At 66.8% G+C, this 22,083-nt stretch carries 10 protein-coding genes; 5 read left to right on the top strand and 5 right to left on the bottom strand.

The features are described from left to right. Window positions 1–28: 28 nt before the first annotated feature. The gene (locus ACUTR7_RS00050; protein ID WP_445607781.1) at window positions 29–871 is read right to left on the bottom strand and encodes a N(5)-hydroxyornithine transformylase PvdF; all 843 of its coding nucleotides are present in this window, start codon (window positions 869–871) and stop codon (window positions 29–31) included. A gap of 21 nt (window positions 872–892) precedes the next feature. Next, window positions 893–2,608 (bottom strand): cyclic peptide export ABC transporter, encoded by a 1,716-nt coding sequence (locus ACUTR7_RS00045; protein ID WP_445607780.1) that lies wholly within the window; start codon window positions 2,606–2,608, stop codon window positions 893–895. 245 nt (window positions 2,609–2,853) lie between these two features. On the opposite strand from ACUTR7_RS00045, the gene ACUTR7_RS00040 reads away from it, so the two are divergent. From ACUTR7_RS00040 to ACUTR7_RS00020, 5 genes are all read left to right on the top strand, one after another. After that, a complete protein-coding gene (locus ACUTR7_RS00040; RefSeq protein WP_445607779.1) occupies window positions 2,854–3,819 on the top strand; it encodes an alpha/beta hydrolase in 966 nt (321 codons plus the stop codon). 131 nt (window positions 3,820–3,950) lie between these two features. Continuing rightward, window positions 3,951–5,063, top strand: coding sequence for a GNAT family N-acetyltransferase (locus tag ACUTR7_RS00035; RefSeq protein ID WP_445607778.1), 1,113 nt, complete (start codon window positions 3,951–3,953; stop codon window positions 5,061–5,063). Between the two features lie 11 nt (window positions 5,064–5,074). Further along, on the top strand, window positions 5,075–6,373 hold the full coding sequence (locus ACUTR7_RS00030) for a lysine N(6)-hydroxylase/L-ornithine N(5)-oxygenase family protein (protein ID WP_445607777.1): 1,299 nt from the start codon (window positions 5,075–5,077) through the stop codon (window positions 6,371–6,373). A gap of 214 nt (window positions 6,374–6,587) precedes the next feature. After that, window positions 6,588–7,187 (top strand): RNA polymerase sigma factor, encoded by a 600-nt coding sequence (locus tag ACUTR7_RS00025; protein ID WP_012206549.1) that lies wholly within the window; start codon window positions 6,588–6,590, stop codon window positions 7,185–7,187. Between the two features lie 12 nt (window positions 7,188–7,199). After that, window positions 7,200–8,234 carry a FecR family protein gene (locus ACUTR7_RS00020; protein WP_445607776.1) on the top strand — a complete coding sequence of 345 codons (1,035 nt, stop codon included), beginning with the start codon at window positions 7,200–7,202 and terminating at the stop codon, window positions 8,232–8,234. A gap of 76 nt (window positions 8,235–8,310) precedes the next feature. Here the strand turns inward: ACUTR7_RS00020 and ACUTR7_RS00015 are convergent, their stop codons facing one another. The 3 genes from ACUTR7_RS00015 to ACUTR7_RS00005 form a co-directional block, all read right to left on the bottom strand. Beyond that, window positions 8,311–10,716: a TonB-dependent siderophore receptor gene (locus ACUTR7_RS00015; protein ID WP_445607775.1), complete on the bottom strand. Its 2,406-nt coding sequence runs from the start codon at window positions 10,714–10,716 to the stop codon at window positions 8,311–8,313. A gap of 206 nt (window positions 10,717–10,922) precedes the next feature. After that, window positions 10,923–21,434, bottom strand: coding sequence for an amino acid adenylation domain-containing protein (locus ACUTR7_RS00010; RefSeq protein WP_445607774.1), 10,512 nt, complete (start codon window positions 21,432–21,434; stop codon window positions 10,923–10,925). Beyond that, window positions 21,431–22,083: phosphopantetheine-binding protein (locus ACUTR7_RS00005; RefSeq protein ID WP_445607773.1), on the bottom strand; the 653-nt coding region annotated here is incomplete at its 5' end. The genes ACUTR7_RS00005 and ACUTR7_RS00010, both read right to left, overlap by 4 nt.

Here is a 22,083-nt window from a genome sequence, read left to right as displayed (position 1 = left end):
CGTGCCGGTTTTTGAGATACGCGCGTTGTCACACCGTGGTGTCTGCAGGCGCTCTGGCCATCATCTCCAGCCCCTTGCGCAATGCGGGGAACAGGCTGTGCTGGAAATTGTTCCAGCGCAGTTCGAGGATGGTGTCTTCGGGATCGATGTCGGTGCCCAGCACGTCGGCGATGACTTCGCCGGAGTCGATGCCGTTGTCCACGTAGTGAAAGGATGCGCCGGTCTTGAACAGGGGCGGGACCGGGCGCTGTTCCATGGTCTTCCAGTCCACGATCTTGTAGCCCTGCGCGCCATGCAGCGCGTCCAGCGTGGCGCAGGCGCCCCGGCGTTCATAGGGTGACTCCAGCCGCGTGATGCCAGGGTGGATGTTGGCGATCCTGCGGTGGAACAGGGCCCCGGGCCGCACGAGCCGGTCCAGGATGACGAGCAGGCCGTCCAGCACCACCCGCTCGGCACCCAGCTGCACCAGCCTGTCCTGCAGTTGTGCCTCGAACATCTGCTTGCCCGCGGCGCGCTGCGGATCGTTCAGCGGCAGGCGCCGGTAGGAGGACGGCACGGCCATGAGCAGGTCATTGACCCTGCGCCCCTGGATGCGCAGGTCCGGCGGATAGAACCAGCGACCGCCCGGCTGGTAGCTGAAGCCGTAGCCGCCGATTTTTTCGCGGTCGCGCGGCGAGGCCTCGTCGTCGTCGTGGATCACGGCCTCCAGGCTGTAGATATCGCCCAGCGGGCTGGTGTCCAGCAACTCGCCCAGGTATTCGAGCGGCGACTTCATGTAGCGCGTTGCGCCCTTGTAGGCGATGTGCTGGCCGGCCTGGTCGGCGGCGGCGTTTCTCAGGGACCAGATGTAGACGAGTTTTGTCTTTGCCATGTTCGTGGATTCAGCAGGAATTCAGATGTCGGCCAGCGCGCCTTGACTGGCGGGACTGGCCGATGCAGCCGCCACCGGCTGCGCCCCGTCTTGCGGCAGGACCATGCAGCCGGCCTCCATGCGCACGATGCGGTCGGCCAGGTGGAAGTAGCGATCGTCATGGGAGATGACCACCAGCAGGTGGCCCCTGGCGCGCAGCTCGGGCAGCAGCTCGGTGTAGAACAGGTGGCGGAAGCTCGGGTCCTGGTCGGCCGCCCATTCGTCGAAGACCAGCACGGGCCGGCCCTCCAGATAGGCGTGGACCAGGGCCAGGCGCTTGCGCTGGCCGGTGGACAGGTCGATGGTGCTGAAGCTGCCGTTGCGCACGCTGACCTTGTGTGCGATCTCCAGCCGCTGCAGGTAGGGCAGCGCGGCCTCGGGCAGCGCGGCGGCCTGGCCCTCTTCGCCGCCGGCCACCAGGTCCTCGAACAGGTAGAAGTCTGAGAACACCGTGGTGAACAGCTGGCGGTAGTCGTCGCGCGTCTGCGCCGTGACGGGCTGGCCGTCGTGCAGGATCTCGCCCTGCAGGGGCGCATACAGGCCCAGCAGCAGCTTGATCAGCGTGGTCTTGCCCGAGCCGTTGTCGCCCACCACAAAGACCAGTTCGCCCTTGCCCAGCTTCAGGTCGATGGGGCCGATCTCGAAGGCCTTGCCGCCTTCGGGCGCATCGAAGGCATAGCGCACGCCCCGCAGCTCCAGGCCGCGGTCCAGGCGGACCTCGCCGGGCGGGCTGTCCAGATGCAGGTGCGGCTCGGGGCTGGCAAAGCGCGCCGACAGGTCGGCAATGCGCTGCAGCGCCACCTTGGCACGGCCCAGGTTGGGCAGCGCGCCCGCGATCTGGTCCATGGGGCCCTTGAGGAACAGCAGCACCAGCACGAAGCCGCTGAGCACCACGGGCTCGGTGGTGCGCAGCGCGGCCCAGCCCAGGATGAGGGCGATCAACAGAAAGAACAGCGCCGAACCGAAGGCCGAGGCCAGCACATAGGTGTTGATGGCGCGGCTGTTGATGCGGCGGATGGCATCCACGGTGGAGCCAATCTGCCCGTCGAAGATGCGGCCCCGGCGCGCGCGGTGCATGCGCAGCTCCTTGGCGCCTTCGCTGATGGCGCGGTAGGCCTTGTGCAGCACTTCCTCGTGATCGCGCGCCTTCCAGAACCCCGCCACGCCGCGTGACTGCGCCAGCGCCTGCAGGCTCACGCCCAGCACCAGCGCCACCACCAGCATGGCAAACAGCGGCGGCGACAGCAGGGCCAGGTAGGCCAGGCAGCCCAGCGCAATGGCCAGGGCGATCACGTTGGAGGCCAGCACGAAGGCCACGTCGCTGATCATGTCCACGTCCTGCGTGAGCACGGGCATGAGGCGGTGCGTGCGGTAGCGCTCCAGCGCATCGATGGGTGCGGCCAGGATCTTGCTGGCCAGTTCCTTGCGCAGCTGCGCCACCAGGCGCTGCCCCACAAAATTGCCCGACATGTCGGACGTGGCCCGGCACACCAGCACGGTGGCACACAGGGCGATGAAGGTCAGCAGCAGGCCGCCGGCCAATCCGCCGGGGCGGTTGAGCACCTGGTTGATGGTCGCCAGCAGCGCCACCGTGGCCCCACCCGCGCAAATGCCCGTGACCACGGACAGCGCCATCCACGGCAGGAAGGGCCTGAGCAGGCGCAATACCTCGGAGGGCGGTCGGCTGGCGTTTTCCATAAGGGATTCCTCTGGCGCCCGTGGGCGCATGACCTTGCAATGCCGGCGCGGCCCGGCGTTTCCTGGAGCGCGGCGCACGGCGAGCGCTTCCTACTCCCTGCAAGACGTGCGTGCGCCAAAAATGTTCACCGCCCAGGCGATGAACAAATTCCGCCGCCCTGCGTCATCACGAAGAAGGGGCAGCGCGGGCGCCCTGCCCTGCACCGGCCCGCTTTGCCTTGTCTGCTGCACACCCGAAGGACGCCATGGCTCTCCACCCCGACCTGCAAGCATTTCTTGAACTCGCCAACGCCCAGGCATCCAGCCGCCCGCGCATGAGCCAGATGACGGCAGCGCAGGCGCGCGCCGCCTACGACAACGCCACGCTGGCGCTGGACCTGCCGGGCGACGATCTGCCTACCGAGGACCTGGATCTGCCCACGCGTGACGGCGCGCGCATCCGTGCCCGGCTCTACAGCGCAGCCCCTGGACACACAGCCGCGCCCTGCCTGCTGTTCTTTCACGGCGGCGGCTATGTGCTGGGCGGGCTCGAGTCGCATGACAGCCTGTGCCGCAGCCTGGCGCTGGGCACGCCCTGCAATGTGCTGGCCATCGACTACCGGCTGGCGCCAGAGCACCGCTTTCCCACCGCCTTCCTCGACGCAGAGGACGCCCTGGCCTGGCTGCTGGAGCACGGCAGCCGCCATGGCCTGGACGCGCAGCGCCTGGCCATTGGCGGCGACAGCGTCGGGGGCACGCTGGCCACGGCCCTGTGCATCGCCGCGCGCGACGCGGGCATGCCCCAGCCCTTGCTGCAGCTGCTGCTCTACCCCTGCACGGCAGCGCAGCAGGACAGTGACTCGCATGCGCGTCTGGCCACCGGCCATCTGCTGGAAGGTGACACCCTGGCCTGGATGTTCGGCCAATACCTGCGCAGCGATGCGGACCGGCAGGACTGGCGCTTTGCCCCCCTGCAGGCATCCGACCTGGGCCGGCTGGCCCCCACGCTGATGGTGCTGGCCGAGTACGACCCCCTGATCGACGAAGGAAAGCGCTATGCCGAGCGGCTGCAGGCCGCCGGCGTGGCCGTGGACCTGCAGATCTACGCCGGCATGGTCCATGACTTTGCGCGGCTGGGCGCCCTCACCGAAGAGACCGAGGTGCTGCGCGACCGGCTCTGCAAGGCACTGGCCCATGCCTTCCAGGCGGCCCGCAGCCCGGCCCTGGCATGAACGACCCTGGCATGAACATTTGCCGCGCCTGCGCGTCATCCCGGTCATGAGGCTGCCTTGTGTCCCTTGTGCCCTTGCCCGAGCCCCGACCCGTGTCCCGCACGCGGGGCACTCCATCTGAAAGAGTCCACGTGCGTCCAGTCGAAGTCACCGCTACACCGTCACCAGACGCCTCCGGCGCCAGCTACCTTGCCCATGCAGGCGCCGAGACGATCAGCGTCTTCGGCGATGGACAGCGGCTGCGCCTGGAGCGTTCGGGGTCCGTGGATGCCGGCAGGCCCGGCAAGCACAGTCTCTGGAACCTGTCGCCCACGGCCGCGCCAGGCCTGATGCAGCTGCAATGGCTGGGCCCCTGTTCGGGCATGCCCGAAGCGGATGAACTGCTGGCCGCACTGCAGGCAGGCTTTGGCCTGCATCCCGATGCGCAAGCCATCGAACTGTCCCTGCCCCGGCTGCCGCCCGGCCTGCGCGACAGCATTGCCACAGTGCAGCCGGGCCAGGCCCCGTGCGTGGCAAGAAGCGTGCTGTGGCAGCAGCCCCTGTGGCTGCCCCGCCCGCGCCCACCCTATGCGCTGCACTACACGATCAGCGAAGGCCGGCGCCACCCCGTGCGCCTGGCCAAGCCGCGCGGCGAGGTCTACCGCCGCTTCATCCCCTGGCTGGGCCGCACGCTGAGCTTTCGCACCGTGGAGCCCGAGGCCGACCTGCCCCTCATCCACCGCTGGATGAACGACCCGGTCGTCGCGCATTTCTGGGAGGAAAGCGGCGACCTCGCCCACCACCGCGCCTACCTGCAGCGCATGGCCGGCGACCCGCATGCGCTCGGCCTCATCGGCTGCTTCGACGGCGAGCCCTTCGGCTACTTCGAGGCCTACTGGGCCAAGGAAGACCGCATCGCCCCCTTCTATGACGCGGGCGACCATGACCGGGGCTGGCATGCGCTGGTAGGTGAGGCACGGTTTCGCGGCCAGCCCTACCTGACGGCCTGGCTGCCCTCGCTGTCGCACTACCTCTTTCTGGACGACTGCCGCACGCAGCGCATTGTCGTGGAGCCGCGCGCCGACAACCGCAAGATGCGCAAAAGCCTGCCGCGCTGCGGCTATGCGCTGGTCAAGGAATTCGACTTCCCGCACAAGCGCGCCGTGCTGGGAGTCCTGCTCAGGGAACGCTTTTTCGCAGACGCCTTGTGGATACCGCAGCCCGACGCAGCCGCGCCGGACGCACTGGACGCATCGACCCAATGAAAGGACCTTCCATGCAAACCCACCCGCTGATCGGCATCGGCTTCGGCCCCTCCAACATTGCCCTGGCCATCGCCCTCAAGGAGCGCGAAACCACCGCGCGGGCCATGCACCCCGTCTTCATCGAAAAGCAGCCGCGCTTCGCCTGGCACCGGGACATGCTGCTGGAGCAGGCCCACATGCAGGTGTCCTTCCTCAAGGATCTGGCCACGCTGCGCAATCCCACCAGCCGCTTCACCTTCATCAATTACCTGCACGAGAAGGGCCGGCTGCAGGACTTCATCAACCTCAAGACCTTCTTTCCCAGCCGCCACGAGTTCAACGACTACCTGGCCTGGGCCGCCTCCAAGTTCGAGGACCGCTGCGTCTACGGCCAGGAAGTCATCGAGGTGCTGCCTGAAAAACGCGACGGCAAGGTGGAGCTGCTGCGCGTGCGCTCGCGCGATGCGGCCGGCAACGTGCATGAGCGCCTGGGCCAGAACCTGGTCATGAGCATCGGCGGCACGCCCAGCATTCCCGAGCAGTTCAAGCCCCTGCGCGGCGATGCGCGCGTCTTCCACTCCAGCGCCTACCTGCGCAGCATTGCCGAGCATGCCAGGCCGCTGCGCATCGCCGTGGTCGGCGCGGGCCAGAGCGCCGCCGAAATCTTCATGGACCTGCACGGCCGCTACGCCACGGCCGAGATCGACCTGGTCATGCGCGCCCGCTCCATCCGCCCGTCCGACGACAGCCCCTTCGTCAACGAAATCTTCAACGCCGACTTCGTGGACCATGTCTACAGCCGCCCGCACGACGAGCGCGGCGCCCTGCTGCGCGAGTTCTGGCACACCAACTACGCCTGTCCCGACCTGGAACTGATCGAGAGCATCTTCAAGGTGTTCTATGAACAGAAGGTCGTCGGCGATACGCGCCACCGCTTCCTGCGCCGCCACGAGGTGCAGGAAGTGCGCGCCGCCAGCGACGGCATCCACCTGGGCCTGCGCGACCTCAACAGCGGCATCGACCATGCATCGCGCTACGACGTGGTGGTGCTGGCCACCGGCTATGCGCGCGAGCACCACAAGACCCTGCTGGACCCGCTGGCCCCCTACCTGGGCGACTTCTCCGTGAGCCGCGACTACCAGGTGCACACCACGCCGGACTTTCGCCCCGCCATCTTCCTGCAGGGCGCCTGCGAGGGCTCCCACGGCCTCAGCGACACCCTGCTGTCCGTCACTTCGGTGCGCACCGGCGAAATCGGTGAAGCCCTGCTGGCAGCGCAAGCCCAAAGACCCGATGTTGCGCGCACAGAACAGCTGGCGCTGCAGGATTGAAAGATCGCACAGGGCATGATGGCGCAGGGATCTCCCATGCCATAATTTGAATGCAAACCATTTGCATTTGAATTTGAATCACCTGCGCCGCTGAATCCCATACCCGCTGCTGCACCGCCCCGGCCCTGGCCGGGGTTGCAGCATCCGGTAGGCCCTTCTCTGTACGGACCCAGGGGTTCCAACCCATCGCCCTTGCGGAAAGGCAGGTATCCGGATGCGTGACCTGATCCAGGAACTCGTGGCTCACTATGGCGATCTGCGCCGCCAGCTCACGCGCGATCTCCGAGATCCGCACTATGCGGCCGACATCGCGCAATCGAGCTTCGAGCGGGTCTATGTGCACGCCCTGGGCCTGCGCAGCGGCAAGAAGGCCGAAACCCTGCCCGACGCCGGCATCGAATCCCCACGCGCCCTGCTGTTTCGCGTGGCACGCAATCTGTGCATCGACGATGCGCGCAAGCGCAAGACCGCCCAGGAATGGACGCGCCAGCAAATGGTGGTGCAGCACAGTGCGCCCTCCAGCGAAACCCTGGCCGCCCAGCGCCAGATCCTGAACCGCGTCGTCCAGGCGCTGGAAGGCCTGCCGCCTCGCCGGCGCGAAGTCTTCATCCTCTTTCGCGCCCATGGCTACACGCGCGCGGAAATCGCCGATCAGCTCAACATCACCGAAATGGCCGTCGCCAAGCACATGGTGCGCGCCACGCTGGACTGCTCGCGCGTGCTGGCCCAGCTGCGCTCCGAACTGATCGAGGACCATGCGCTGGGCAGCGCCATGGATTTCGACAACAGTACACTGACCGACGACGCATCCTGACTCCCCCTTTCCATGGCAAGTGCACCTAGCGAGCGCATGGTCGAGCATGCGCTGACGCTGATCGTTCAAAGCGAAATCGCTCCCGACCCGGTGGCCGACCAGGCCCGCCTGACCCTGGGCGAATGGCGCGGGAAATCAGCCCGGCACGATGCCGCCGCACGCGAGGCGCACCTGCGCTGGAACCTGCTGGGCGGCATGTCCGGCGGCCTGCGCGAGCAGTTCCAGGAAACCGCCCTGCTGGCCGACCGGGCCTCGCGCTCCACCCAGGCCGTCCGGCGCCGCAAGCTGCTGCTGTCCTTCGCCGGGCTGCTGGGCACAGGCGCGCTGGCGGGCCGGGGCGCCTACTGGTACTGGCAGCAGCCCATACACACCTCGGCCTACGCCACGCGCAACTCGCAGATCCTCAAGATCACTCTGGCAGACGGCAAGCTGCCGCTGCAGGCCAGCCTGGTGGAACTGGCGCCCCAGAGCGCCATTGCCGTGACGCTCTACCGCCAGCGCCGCAGCGTGTCCATGGCCCGGGGCGAAGTGCGATTCGAAGTGGCCCCCGATCCCGACCGGCCCTTCGAGGTCATCACGCGCGAGGCACGCATCGAGGTCGTGGGCACGGTCTTCACCGTGCGCGACCGCGGCGGCCCCGTCACCGTGGGCGTGGAGCATGGCCATGTCAGGGTCCGCGTGCTGGGCAGGGATGCGCAGGATGCGACGGGCCCGGCGGCGGCAACGCTGGACCTGCTGCCCGGCCAGATCGTGGACATCCGCAACGGGCAGGCCGAGGCCGTGCGCCAGGCCGATGCCGCCACGCTGTCCGCCTGGCGCGAGGGCTGGCTGGTCTTCGAGAACACCCCGCTGGCCGAGGCCCTGGCCACCGTCAACGCCTACCGCACCCAACCCATAGAAGCCGCCGATGCGCGCGTGGCCGCGCTGCGCCTGACGGGGCGCTTTCGCGCCAATGACTCGGCCGGCCTGCTGGCCGTGCTGCCGTCCATCCTGCCGCTGAGGGTGCGCCCGCAGCCGGATGGCGGGGTGCAGTTGCAGGCGCTCTGAACGGCGCCTTCGGTTCCCAGACAAAGAAAAGGCCACGGCCGGATCGCTCCAGCCGTGGCCCATGGCCCATGCCCGCTTACCAGCGATAGGTGGCCGTGCCGATCACCTTGCGGGGCTCGCCGTAGAAGCAGACGGTACTGCAGCTGCCGACATAGGTCTTGTCGGCCAGGTTGGTGGCGTTGAGGGCAAACCTCCATGGCCCCGTCGTATAGCTGACCATGGCGTCCAGCAGCGTGAAGGAGGGCACCACGTTGTAATTCTGGCTTCTGGTGCTGCCAACGTAACGCATGCCCACACCTACCTTGAGACCGGGCAGGCCGAATTCGCCAAAGCTGTAGTCACCCCACAGCGACAGTTGGTTGCGGGGAACGCCATAAGTGCGACGGTCCTGCTGTTCCGGCTGCAGGGCGCTGGCGCGCGTGGTCCTGGCATCGGTATAGGCATAGGCGGCGATCACATTGGCATGGCGGCTGATGGAGGTTCTGGCTTCCAGCTCGAAGCCGCGCGAGCGGATCTCGCCAGCCTGAATGCTGCTGCTCAGCGTGGGGTCCTGGGGATCTGCCACCAGGACGTTCTGGCGGGTCAGCTGATACACGGCCGCCGAAATCAAGGTGTTGGAGCCCTTGGGCTGGAAACGGATGCCCGCTTCCACCTGTTCACCCGTGGTTGGCTTGAACCGGGACCCGAGACGGTCTCGGCCGGACGTAGGCTCGAAGGATTCGCTGTAGCTCAGGAAAGGCGCGAGGCCGTTGTCCGCCAGGTATACCAGGCCAGCGCGACCGGTGAAGGCGCTGCTTTTTTCGTTGTCCGCACTTTTCTCGCCAGTGAAGAAATTGCTTTCGTCGTACCGCACGGAGTCATGCCGCCCGCCCAGAAGCACGACCCACTTGTCGGAGATCTTCATCTGGTCCTGGAAATAGACGCCCAACTGCCTCGCCTTGCTCCTCCAGGAGAAAGGATTGGGAATATCCACGTTGCCGATGGGCTGGCCATACACGGGATTGAAGATGTCGATGCTCCCCAGGCTGCCCTCATAGCGTTCGCTGGAGTGGCGCGGTGCATAGTAGTCCACGCCCGCCAGCAGGGTGTGCTTGACCGGACCGGTGACCCCTTGATACTCCAGCGAGGTATCGCTGGTCAGGCCCGAAGAATCGTCCCAGCGCGACAAGGTGCCGCGGTAGCGGGATGTGCGCTGGTCGCTGGCAAGGCCGGAGACAAACACCGATCGGTACCGTATATCCGCATGGATGTACCTCAGGCCGTGGCGCAGCTTGAGCTTGTCATTGAAGGCATGCTCGAACACATAGCCGACGGAATAGCGCTCGCCTTCGAAGGTGTCGAAGCCGGGCTCGCCGACGAAGCGGTTGCGCGGGATGCGTCCATTGATGTTCGGCAAGATGGTGCCGGATTCTGGCAGGCCCAGCACATAGCCGGTCTTGTCCTTCTGGTACTCCGTCAGCAGCGTCAGCGAGGTGTTCGCGTTGGGCTGCCACTTCAGCGCAGGAGCGATATAGAACCGGTCATCGGGCACATGGTCGATGAAGGTATTGCTGTCGCGCTTGAGGAAGGTGAGCCGGTAGGACCACTCTCCATCCTTGTCCAGCGCGCCGCCGAAGTCACCGGACACCTGCTTGCGGTTGAAACTGCCCAGTTCCATATTGAGTTCATGCAGCGGCGCGGTCGTGGGGCGCTTGCTCACCGTGTTGAGCACGCCACCCGGCGACGCCGCGCCATACAGCACGGATGCCGCACCCTTGAGCAGCTCGATGCGATCCAGTCCATACGGTTCCTGCTGGCCGTTGTAGCGGTTGACCGTGTACTTCAGTCCGTCGCGGTACTGATTGCCGTTGCCGTCGATCTGAAAGCCCCGCACGATCAGCGTATCCGTGGTCCTGTCCAGTCCCTCGGAGCGGCTGACGCCTGCCACATAGCCCAGCGCGTCCTGGATGTTCTGCGACTTGAGAACGTCGATTTCCTCGGCGCCGACAACGCTGATGGATTGGGGAATTTCCACAATCGGCGTATCGGTCTTGGCACCCGTCGCGCTTCGCCTGGCCGTATAGCCCTGGATGGGACCGTATGAATCCTCGCGGTCGGTGACCGTGACCACGGGCAGAGTCGTTGCAGAAGCGCCCGGCTCCGGCGTGCGGCGGATGGCAAAACCGCCATTGGCCGTCCTGGTGGCCTGCAGCGGGGAGCCGGTCAGCATTTCGCGCAGCGCCTGCTCGGAGGTCAGTTGCCCCGTCACGGCACGGGAGCTGAGCCCCGACACCACATCCCCGGCAGCGAACACCTGCGACCCCGTCTGCCGGGACAGTTCATTGAGCGCCGATGCCAACGCCTGCGCCGGAACATTGATGTCGAAGACCTGGCTGGTCTGCCCTGCCCCCTGTGCAGCGGCGAGAGGGCTCCAGATGGAGGCGGAACCAAAGACTGTGGCCAGGGCAAGGCTCAACAGATGTTGACGGGGCAAAGAACGCATGGCTAGAAAATTCCCAAAGGCATTGAATGAAACTCGGAACTCATCTGGTGCAGCCGCTGGCGATGCCGAAGGAAAAGTCCCGCAAGCTGTGCACTTCCTGCCAAAGAGACGTTCAGCGCAAAGAAATGGAGACAATGTGTAAACACCTAGATGTGCCGGCCAGGCACAACGTGCCTGGCCGTTCATGACCCCGCCGGGCGACGGCCTCAAACCGGCACAGGCTCCAGCGACAGGCATTGCAGCAACTGCGCCACCAGATCCTCATGCCTCATGAGCGAAAAATGGTCGGCCGCAATATCGGCAGCACTCGCGGGCTCCCGCCCCAGCTGACGTTCCAGCCGTGAACGGTCTGCAGCATCCCGGTCCTGGCTCCACCACAGGTCAACCTCCGCCTCCAAGGCAGGAAGCCTGTCCATCTGCAGAGACAGGCGCTTCAGGTGCCGTGCCGTCATGAAAGCCTGTGCCAGCCCGGTTCCATCCATGGATGCATGACCCGCAGGATGGTCAGTCTCTGACCGACCCAGAAGGCGGTCGATGGGACCCGCCAGCATGTCGATGCTGGGCTCCTGCGCAGCACCGAGTTCGGCCAGATCTTCGATGCGGACCTGCGGCATCAGATAGGCTGCAAAGCGTACAAAGTCGGGCCACCATGCGTCTGCCACCTGCCCCGATGCAGGCGGAACAAAGGGATCGACCAGGCCCACGAAACCCGTGCCCGGCTCCCGTGATTGCAGCCGCTGCGCCATCAGCACCGCCAGCGTGCCTCCCAGTGACCAGCCCAGCAGGTGGCAGGGACCCGTCGGTTGTACGGCACGCACCATGCGGCAGTAGTCATCGGCCATCTGCTCCAGACAAGCATCCAGATGCGCGGGATCGGCCAGGCTGCGGCACGGTATGGCGTAGACGGTGCGGACACCATTCAAAGCCCGCGCCAGGGGCTGGTAGTCGAACACGGTGCCAAAGCCAGCATGCACGCAAAACAGTGGCGGCGCGGCATCGCACACGGCATTCAAGGCCACCAGGCCGCAAGGCAGTTGCGCCGCTGCAGCGCCCAACCCCAGCAGCCCGGCGATGGTGGGCCGCTGCAAAAGATCACGCAGCTTGAAGTCCAGCCGGCTGTTGCCGAGCTTGCGGACCTTGGCATGCATCCTGAGGCTCAGAAGCGAGTCCCCGCCCAGCTCGAAGAAATTGTCCGTTTCGCCCACGGGCTGCACTCCCAGCACTTCCTCCCAGATCTGCGCCAGTGCACGCGCCTCGGCGGTCGATGGCGGAGCATGGTGGCGCTGCGCATCCGCTTGCGGCGCGGGCAGGGCATGCCGGTCCAGCTTTCCGCTGACCAGGCGCGGCAGGGCGGGCAGCAGCAGCACATGCGCGGGCACCATGTAGTCCGGCAATCGTTCGCCCAGTTGCTGGCGCACGCGCCGCGCCAGGACCTGGCCGGCGCTGGCGGCATTCGCCACGACGTAGGCCGTCAGCTGCTTGCCCCCCGGCGCGTCATGGACCAGGACGGCGGCATCCATCACGCCCGCCACGCTGCGTACTGCCTTCTCGACCTCGCCCAGCTCGATGCGGAAGCCGCGGATCTTGACCTGGTGATCGGCCCGGCCGATGTACTCGATGTTGCCGCCGCTCAACCAGCGCACCAGATCGCCCGTGCGGTACAGCCTGCCTCCACGGTCGTCGAAAGGATCAGCGACGAAGCGCTCGGCCGTCAGCGCGCGCCGATCCAGATAGCCACGCGCCAGGCCATAGCCACCGATGTACAGCTCGCCGATCATGCCCTCGGGCAGCAGCTGCATATCGTCGTCCAGCACATAGGCGCAGCGCTCACCCACAGGTCGGCCTATGGGCGCGTAGGCACAATCGAAGCTGCCTTCTGACGACGTGCGCCAGATCAGCGGCGTCACCACCGTTTCCGTCGGGCCATAGCCGTTGATGAGCCAGCGCGGCTTCAACCGTGCACGGACCTTGTCATAGGCAGCCTTGGGCATCGCTTCCCCCCCGAACACGTACAGCTCCACCGCAGGCACATCGTCGCGCTGCGCCGCCCATTCGGCGATCTCGCCGAGGTAGGCAGGGGGAAATGCCGCCGTCGTCACGCCGTGGCGGTGCAAGGCCTGATAGGTCTGCTCGGCAGTCCACAACTCGTTGTCGCGCACGGCCAGGCTGGCGCCCACGCACAGCGGCGTGAGCCAGCGTTCATGCGCTCCGTCGAACGAGAACGACATGAAATGCAGTTCGCAGGAGTCCGCCGTCATGCCATAGATATCCGCCGTGGCAAGGCAGTGCATGGCCAAGGGTCCATGGGACACCGTCACACCCTTGGGCATGCCGGTGGAGCCGGAGGTGTAGATCACATAGGCCAGGTTGTCCGGGCTCAGCGAGACAAGAGGGCGCGCCTCGCTCGTGCCTTGAAGATCGATTTCGTCCAGCAGCAGCGTCGCGACCTGGGTGCCCGCCAGGTGTGGCCAGGCGCAGCGCTGGCTCAGCAGCAGCACGGCGCCGCTGTCCTTCAGCATGAAGGCCAGCCGGTCGGCGGGATAGGCGATATCCAGCGGCAGATAGGCGCCTCCGGCCTTGAGCACGGCCAGCAGGGTGACGATGGTGTCCAGCGAACGCTCCAGCGCCACAGCCACCACCTTGTCGGGCCCTACACCCTGCGCGATCAGATGGTGCGCGAGTCGGTTGGCCTGGGCATCGAGCTGCCCATAGCGCATCTGCGCCTCGCCCATCTTCAGCGCGACGGCCTGCGGCCGGGATTGCGCCTGGTGCTCGATCAGGGCATGGACCGTCGATCGCGGAGCAGGCTGCGCCCCCCCCTGGCCCAGCGACAGCACGGCCGTCGTGACCGACGGATCCAGCCAGCCCAGCGATCCCACCGGCTGTGCCGCACCCACCAGCATCTGGTCCAGAAGATGCTCGACCATGCGCTGCATGGCGAGCGCCTGGCCTTCGCCGAAGCTGCTGCGTGCATAGCAGTACTCGATCTCCAGCGTCTCGCCCACGGTGACCTGCAGGTCCATCGCGTAGCCCGTCAGACCACTGCCTGCCACGCTGCCGAATTCCAGGCCGAAGCGGTCCAGCTGCCTCAGCGTCCGGTCCACGGGATGGTTCTCGAACACGATGATGCTGTCGAACAGCGGCCTGCCGGAGCAGCCGGCCCAGCGCTGGATATCTGCCAGCGCCGCATACTCGAATTCCCTGGCGCGCAGGTTGCGTGCCTGCATGCCGCGCAGGAACTCGCCCGACGACAGCCCGGGCCGCACGTTCACGGCAATCGGAATGGTGTTGATGAACAGGCCCAGCATCTCCTGCGCGCCCTCCACCTGTGCAGGCCGCCCCGCCACCGTGGCGCCGAAGATCACCCGGGAACTGCCGGTGTGACGCTGCAGCACCAGCGCCCAGGCAGCCTGGACCAGTGTGTTCATGGTAACCCGCTCGCGCTGAGCATGGCGCTGGAGTTCCTGCGTCCGAGTGGCACCCAGGCGCGTGTAGACCTTGCCGTAGCCAGGAGAGGGCTCGCCCGAGGCAGCCCCTGCAAGCAGGCAGGCGCCATCCAGAGCGCGAAGCTCTTCTGTCCAGAATGCCTGCGCCGCCCGGGCATCCTGCCGATGCAGCCAGCGCACATAGTCGCCGTAGGCAGGGGGCCGTGCTGGCAGTTCCTCGCCTGCATAGCACTGCAGCCACTCCCCCAGCAGGCGGGAGTCGCTCCACCCGTCGGAGACGATGTGCTGCTGGGTCCAGATCAGCTGATAGCGCGTCTCGGTGAGCCGGATCAGGCACACCCGCACCAGCGGCGGCGCAAGCCAGTCGGGCACCTGCAGCAGCTCCTGCCTTGCAAATGGCTCCAGCCGCAGGCCCGCATCGGGGTCCGCACGCCAGTCGCTGATGGCAAATTGCGCCGTGGCCTCACGCATCACCAATTGCAGGGGCCGCTGCATGCCCTCCTGCCAAAGAAATGCCGTGCGCAGATGGGCATGGCGCTGCACCATGGACGACCAGGCCTGCGCCAGGCGCGCGGCATCGACATGGGACAGCTGCACGCTCAGCTGGTTGACATACAGCCCCGAGCCTGGCGCCTCCATGGCGTGAAAGAGCATGCCCTCCTGTGTGGGGGTGAGCGGGTAGACATCCTCGATGGCTGACGGATCCAGGGCCAGCGCAGCCAGTGCATCGGCATCCAGAAAATCGGCCAGTTGCCCGGGCTTTGCGGACACCGGCGGCTCGCAGGCCATGCCCTGCAGCGGCAGCATGACCGTCGCCAGCTGGGCAATGGTCTGCTGCTCGAACAATTGCCGGGGCGTGAGCTTCCAGCCCGCACGGTGTGCACGGCTGACGATCTGCAGACTCAGGATGGAGTCGCCACCGCGCGCAAAGAAATTGTCGTGCCGACCGACCTGCTCCACCTCCAGCACCTGAGCCCAGATGCCCGCCAGCAGTTGTTCGGCCTCGCCCTGCGCCGTCTCATAGCCGCCGTCATGGTCCTGGCCGGGCTCCGGCAGCTGCTTTCTGTCCACCTTGCCGTTGGAATTCAGCGGAAGGGAAGGCAGCACCACGATGGCCGTCGGCACCATGTAGTCCGGCAGTAGCGTCAGCAGGCGCTGCCTGAGCAGCGGCCAGTCGATGTGCCTGCCCGCACGGGCCGAGACATGGCCCACCAGTCGCCCCCCGCCCGGGCCACCCGCGACCACCACGACCGCTTCGCGCACTTCGGGCTGGGCCAGCAGTTGTGCCTCGACCTCGCCCAGCTCGATGCGCAGTCCCCGGATCTTGACCTGGTGGTCCATGCGGCCCAAGTATTCGAGCTGGCCCCGTGCGCTCCAGCGCACCAGATCGCCTGTGCGGTAGAGCCGGCCAGCGCCATCGGCGTCGAAGGGGTCGGCGACAAAGCGATCGGCCGTCAGGCCCGGCCGGTTCAGATAGCCGCGTCCAAGCCCCGTGCCACCCAGGAAAAGCTCGCCAGCCACGCCCTGCGGCAAAGGCTGCATGCAGGCATCGAGCACATAGGTCCTGATGCCACTGATGGGCTGGCCTATGGGCACCTGGCTGCCGCCGTCATCGCGGCAGCTCCAGTGCGTGACGTCGATGGCTGCCTCGGTGGGGCCGTACAGGTTGTACAGGCGCGCCTGGGGCAGATGCCGCAAGACGGCGTTCTGCGCTTCGGCAGGCAGTGCCTCGCCGCTGCAGAAAATGCGCCTGAGGCCGGTGCAGGCCTGCATGCCCTCATGGGCCAGAAAGGCCTGCAGCATGGACGGCACAAAGTGCAGGCTGGTGACCCGCTGTCCCCGGATCAACTCCACCAGCCGGGCGGGATCGCGGTGATCGCCAGGCGCGGCAATCACCAGCCTTGCGCCTGCCATCAACGGCCAGAAGAACTCCCAGACCGATACATCGAAGCCAAAGGGCGTCTTTTGCAGGACCGCGTCCGAGGCGTCCAGCGCATAGGCGCTCTGCATCCAGGCCAGGCGATTGTGCAGCGCTGCATGCCGGTTGGCAGCCCCCTTGGGCCGCCCCGTGGAGCCCGAGGTGAAGATCACATAGGCCAGGTTCTCGCCGTGCACAGGCACCTGCGGGTCGTGGCCAGGCTGGCTGTCAAGATCCAGCCCGTCCAGCGCCAGAACCTGCAGGCCATCGCCCGCCGCAATGCCATGGCGCAGCGCACCGTGCGTGAGCAGCCATTCAATGCCACTGTCCTCCACCATGGATGACAGTCGCCGGGCAGGCTGCTCCGGGTCCAGCGGAACATAGGCACCGCCCGCCTTCATGACGGCCAGCAGCGCCACGACCATGTCGAAGCTGCGCTCCAGCGCAATGCCCACGCGTCTCTCAGGTCCCACCCCGGCCGCGATCAACCAGTGCGCCAACTGGTTGGCGCGTTGGTTCAATTTCCCGTAACTCAGCGACAGACCGCCAAAGACCAGCGCCACGGCGCCGGGCGTGGCGCGGACCTGGCGTTCGATCGCACGGTGCACAGGCGCTTGCCATGGGTCGGCTGCGGCCTGGACACCCCATCGCTGCTGCAATGCCCACTCCTGCGCCGACAGCAACTGCAGCTCGCCCGCGCTTTGCGCCGGACTGCGCTCCAGCGCTTCGACCAGAACGCCGGTGGCCGCTTCCAGGGCATCGCACAGGCATTGCGCTCCCACGGCCGCGCTGGTCTGAGCCACCAAGGCAAAGCCGTCTCCCAGATCGTCGATGGACATGGCTACCGGGTAATTGGTGCGTTCGCGCCCGCCCAGCAGGGTCACGCCCTCCCAGCCCCCCTCGGCGCCCTGCCCCGGCCCCTGGTGTTGCGGCTGCACGCCATAGCGGTAGTTCAGCAGGGCCGAGAACAAGGGCGTGCCGCCCGGCACCGCACTGCAGCGCTGGGCCAGCGACAGACTGGCATGCTCATGGTGCATCAGCTGTGTCAGCAGGGAGTGTGTCTGGCGCAGACAGTCCTGCACGGTCTGCGCTCCCAGCTTCACCCGCAGCGGCAGCGTGTTGATGAACATGCCCAATGCGTTGTGCGCACCCTCGCCGCCCTGCATGCGCCCGAACAGCACGGTCCCAAACACCACGTCGTCACGGCCCGTGCTCCTGCCCATCACAAGCGCCCAGGCCAGGTGCAGCAGGCTGGCTGCACTGACGCCGTTGCGCTGTGCCGTCTTGCGCACGCGCTGAGCCAGGCTGGCCTGCAGCGGCAGGCGCGCTTCCTGCACAGCGGCACCATTGCCCTGGACATCAAGCAGCCCGAACGGCGCCGTCGGCTCATCGACATCGCCGAGCATGGCACCAAAGAAAGCCTCGTGCTCGGCGACGCTCACGCCCAGCCTGGCCCGGGCCACGAAGCGCCTGAACGGCAGGGGCTGCGGCAGTGCACCATGGCGCCCCTGCTGGATCAGCGCGATCTCCTCGACCACGCGTTCCAGCGTCGTGTGGTCCAGCACCAGATGGTGAGTGAGCAATTGCAACAGCCAGCGCTGCTGCGCGGCATCGTGCGAGGCCACGGCACGGATCATCGGGGCACGGCGCACATCGATGCGATGCACCCTGGGATCAATCCGGGCATACAGCCGCCCGGCAACATCTGCTTCAGCGGCCTCGTCCTGCAACCATTCGATCCGTACATCGGCACGGCGGCAGACCACCTGCACGGGCTCGCTCAGGCCTTCCCACAGCACGGCCGTGCGCAGGATGTCATGGCGCGCAATCACCTGATTGAGGCTGTCCACAAAGTCCTGCATCCGCTGGCAGCTGTCGAAGGCCAGCAGATTCGGCGTGGCGTAGGCATCGCCCTGCTGGTGCAGCGTGTGGTGGAACAGAATGCCTTCCTGCAGCGGCGCCAGCGGATAGATGTCCTGGATGTTGGCCGATCCGCCCGGAACGGCGGCCTCCACCAGCGCAATCTCCTGCGCGTCCAGCCGCACCAGGGTCAGCATGGCGGGCGTGATCGCCGTGCAGTCATCGGGGATACCGTTGGGCGGCACCTCGACCTCGGCGCTGTCATCGGCCCGCGTGACCTGCGCGGCGAAATCCGCCAGCTGCGGATGCTGGAACAGGCTTCGCACGGAGGCCGTCAGGCCATGCGCCCGCATGCGCTCCAGCATGCCCAGTGCGAGCAGGGAGTGCCCACCCAGCTCGAAGAAGTGGTCATGGCGCCCCACCAGCTCGCGGCCGAGCAGCTCAGCCCAGATGGCCGCCAACTGCGTCTCGGTCGCCGTGAGCGGCTGCGCGTACTCGCGCTCCAGCCACTGCGGCGCCGGCAGCGCCTTGCGGTCCACCTTGCCGTTCGCATTCAGTGGAAGGCCTTGCAGCACGACGATGGATGAAGGCACCATGTAGTCCGGCAGCACACCAGCCAGCGCCTGCCTGAGCCTGGCGGCCAGGCGTTCATCTTCACCGGGGGCCGCCACATAGCCCACCAGGCATTCGCCGCCGGGACCGTGCGCGGCGACCACCACGGCTTCGCGCACTTCGGGCCGGGCCAGCAGATGTGCCTCGATCTCGCCCAGTTCGATGCGCAGCCCCCGGATTTTGACCTGATGGTCCATGCGGCCCAGATACTCGAGCTGGCCTTGCGCATTCCATCGCACCAGGTCACCGGTGCGGTAGAGACGCCCCTTGCCGCTGCTGTCGAAGGGATCGGCCACAAACCGCTCCGCCGTCAGGCCGGGACGGCTCAGATAGCCGCGTGCCAGGGCCATGCCGCCCAGATACAGCTCGCCTGCCACGCCCTGGGGCACAGGCGCAATGTCGGCGTCCAGCACCCAGGTGCCGGTGGCGCTGATGGGGCGACCAATCGGCACCTGGTGGCTGCCGTCGTCCTGGCAGGTCCACTCCGTGACGTGGATGGCCGCCTCGGTGGGCCCGTAGAGATTCTGCAGGCTGACGCCGGCCAGCCGCTGCAATGCCTCGCGCTGGGTAGCGGCCGGCATGGCCTCGCCACCGCAGATGACGTAGCGAAGGCGCGTCTGCGCCTCTATACCCTCATGCGCCAGAAAGGCCTGCAGCATGGAGGGCACGAAATTCAGCGTGGTGATCTGATGGCGCCGGATCAGCTCCACGATGCGCGCTGGCTCGCGCTGGTCACCGGGCTGGGCGAGCACCAGCTTCACGCCCGTGGTCAGGGGCCAGAACATCTCCCAGACCGACACGTCGAAACCGAAGGGCGCCTTGTGCAGCACCGCGTCCTGGGCCGTGAGCCTATAGCGTTCCTGCATCCATGCCATGCAATTGCTCAGTGCGTCATGGCGGTTGGCAGCCCCCTTGGGCCGGCCCGTCGATCCCGAGGTGTAGATCACATAGACCAGGTTCTGGCCATCGACTTCGACCTGTGGATCATGGTCCGGCCAGACGCCAGGCTCGGATGCGTCGAGATCGACCACCTGCAGGCCGTGCTGGTCGGGAAGCAGCGACTGACCGGGCCCCTGGCACAGCACCAGGCGCACGCCGCTGTCCTGCAGCATGTAGGCCAGGCGCTCGCGCGGGTAGTCAAGGTCCAGCGGCACGTAGGCGCCACCCGCCTTGAGGATGGCCAGCAGCCCGACCATCATCTCCACGGAGCGCTGGGCTGCAACGGCCACGCGCGTCTCCAGCCCCACTCCCAGCGACATCAGGCGGTGCGCAAGACGGTTGGCACGGCGGTTGAGTTCGCAGTAGCTCAGCGCTGCATCGCCAAATGCCAAGGCCACGGCATCCGGAGTGCGCCGGGCCCATGCTTCGAACGAGCGATGCACGGGCTGCCCCTGCCCCGCAGGCATGCGATTGAGCCCCCAGGCGGCCAACTGGTGCTGCTCTTGCGGCTGTAACAGAGGCACATCGCCCAGCGCCTGTTGGGGATGCTCCGCCAGCGCCTGCAGCAGCGCCTGGCAATGGCCAGCCATGCGGGCAATGGTTTCGCTCTCGAACAACGGCGCTGCATAGCTGAAGGCCAGCCGCACCTCGCCATCGGCGCTTTCGCTGCTGTTGAGCACCAACTCGAACTGTGCGGCACGCTCGTCCTGCGGGCAGGGCTCCAGCAGCAGCCCTGCCATCTGCCGCGGCAATGCAGCGGCCGTGCGCTGGTGGTTGTGCATGACCTGGAACAGGGCCTGGACCCCCAGGTTGCGCTCGGGCTGCAGGGCCTCCACCAGTTGATCGAACGGCAAATCCTGATGTGCCTGCGCACCCAGCGCCGCCTCCCGGGCCTGTCGCAGCACCTGCACCATGGGCATGCGCATGTCGATGCGGTTGCGCAGCACCTGCGTGTTGACGAACAGGCCGACCAGTCCCTGCGTCTCTGCCCGCTGCCGGTTGGCCAGAGGCACGCCCACCCGGATATCGCCCTGGCCGCTGTAGCGTGCCAGCAGGGCCTGCCATCCGGCCAGGAGCGCCATGAACAGCGTGGCCCCCTCGGCGCGCGCCCGCGCCTTCAAGGCCTGTACCAGCGGCCTGGGAAGCAGCAATACGTGCTCGGCGGCGGGGTAACGGCCATCGGCGCGGCGCGGGTGGTCGGCCTGCAGTTGCAGCACAGGCTGGTCCTGGCCCAATTGCTGCGTCCAGTACGCAAGCTGCCTATCGCGCTCGCCCGCCTCCATCCAGTTTCTCTGCCACAGCGCATAGTCGGCGTACTGCACCGGCAGGGAGGGCAGCCCGGCCGCCAGCGACTGCACATGTGCAGCGTATTGCGCGGCAAACTCCTCCACCAGGATCTGCATGGACCGCCCATCGGAGACGATGTGGTGCATGACGACCACCAGCAGGTGCCGGCCCTGCGCCTCGCGTATCAGCGCCACCCGCAGCAGCGGGCCTGTTTCAAGATCAAAGGTGCGATTGCACAGGGCCTGCATCTGCACTGCCGGCTGCGAGGCTTCGACAACAGGGATGTCAATCTCCACGTGCTCCAGCACGCACTGCAGCGGCAGCCCCTCAGGCCCGGCCTTGAACACGGTGCGCAGCGTGGCATGGCGCGCCACCAGGGCCGCAAAGCCGGTGCGCAGGGCGTCAAGGTCCAGCGCCCCGTGCAGCCGCCATGCTCCGCTGATGTGGTAGGCCGCGCTTTGCGGCTCCAGCTTCCAGAGAAACCACATCCGGGCCTGGGCATAGGAGGCCGGTGTGACGGCCCCATCCTGCGCCGGGACAATCGGCAAGCCTGAGAAATCAATGCCCTGGGCCGCCAGTGCATCAAGGAACTGGCGCCGCTTTCCCGGGACAAGCACGTTGAAGCGATGGGCGATGTCGAATTCCGTGTTTTTCATTCCAGGTCCAGCTCTGCGAGTAGGGATGCCATCTTTTCCAGATCGGCGGTTTTCTTGATGTGGGCGGGCGCGGCATGGGCCTGCACGAGCCGGGCCAGCGCCGCCAGCGATGGGCTTTCAAAACAGGCCTTGAGCGGCAGTTGCACCGACAGCCGCCGGCCTATCTGCAATTGCATTTCGAGCAGGGTCATGGAATGTCCGCCCAGCTCGAAGAAGTTGTCCTTCCGGCCCGTGCGCTCCACGCCCAGCACCTCGGCCCAGATCTTCGCCAGCGTTTCTTCGAGTTCACCTTGCGGTGCCTCGTATTCCTGCGCACTCGCCATCTCAGGCTCGGGCAGGGCCTTGCGGTCCACCTTGCCGTTGGCCGTCAGCGGCAGGGCATCGAGCACGACGATGGCCGAAGGCACCATGTAATCGGGCAGCACCTCGCCCAGTCGTCCCTTGAGCAGACCCTCTGCGATTTCTGCATTCAGCGACACATAGGCGATCAGTCTGGCGCCGCCCGCCCCCTCCCTGGCCAGCACCACGGCCTCGCGCACTTCAGGCTGGGCCAGCAGTTGCGACTGCACCTCGCCCAGTTCGATGCGGAAGCCCCGGATCTTGACCTGCTGGTCGGCACGGCCCAGGTATTCGAGTTCGCCCTGGGCAC

The sequence above is a fragment of the Delftia sp. NA_296.1 genome (assembly GCF_052692095.1).
The sequence above is the reverse complement of the archived record's forward strand: the minus strand, read 5'-3'. Positions and strand labels throughout refer to the sequence as shown.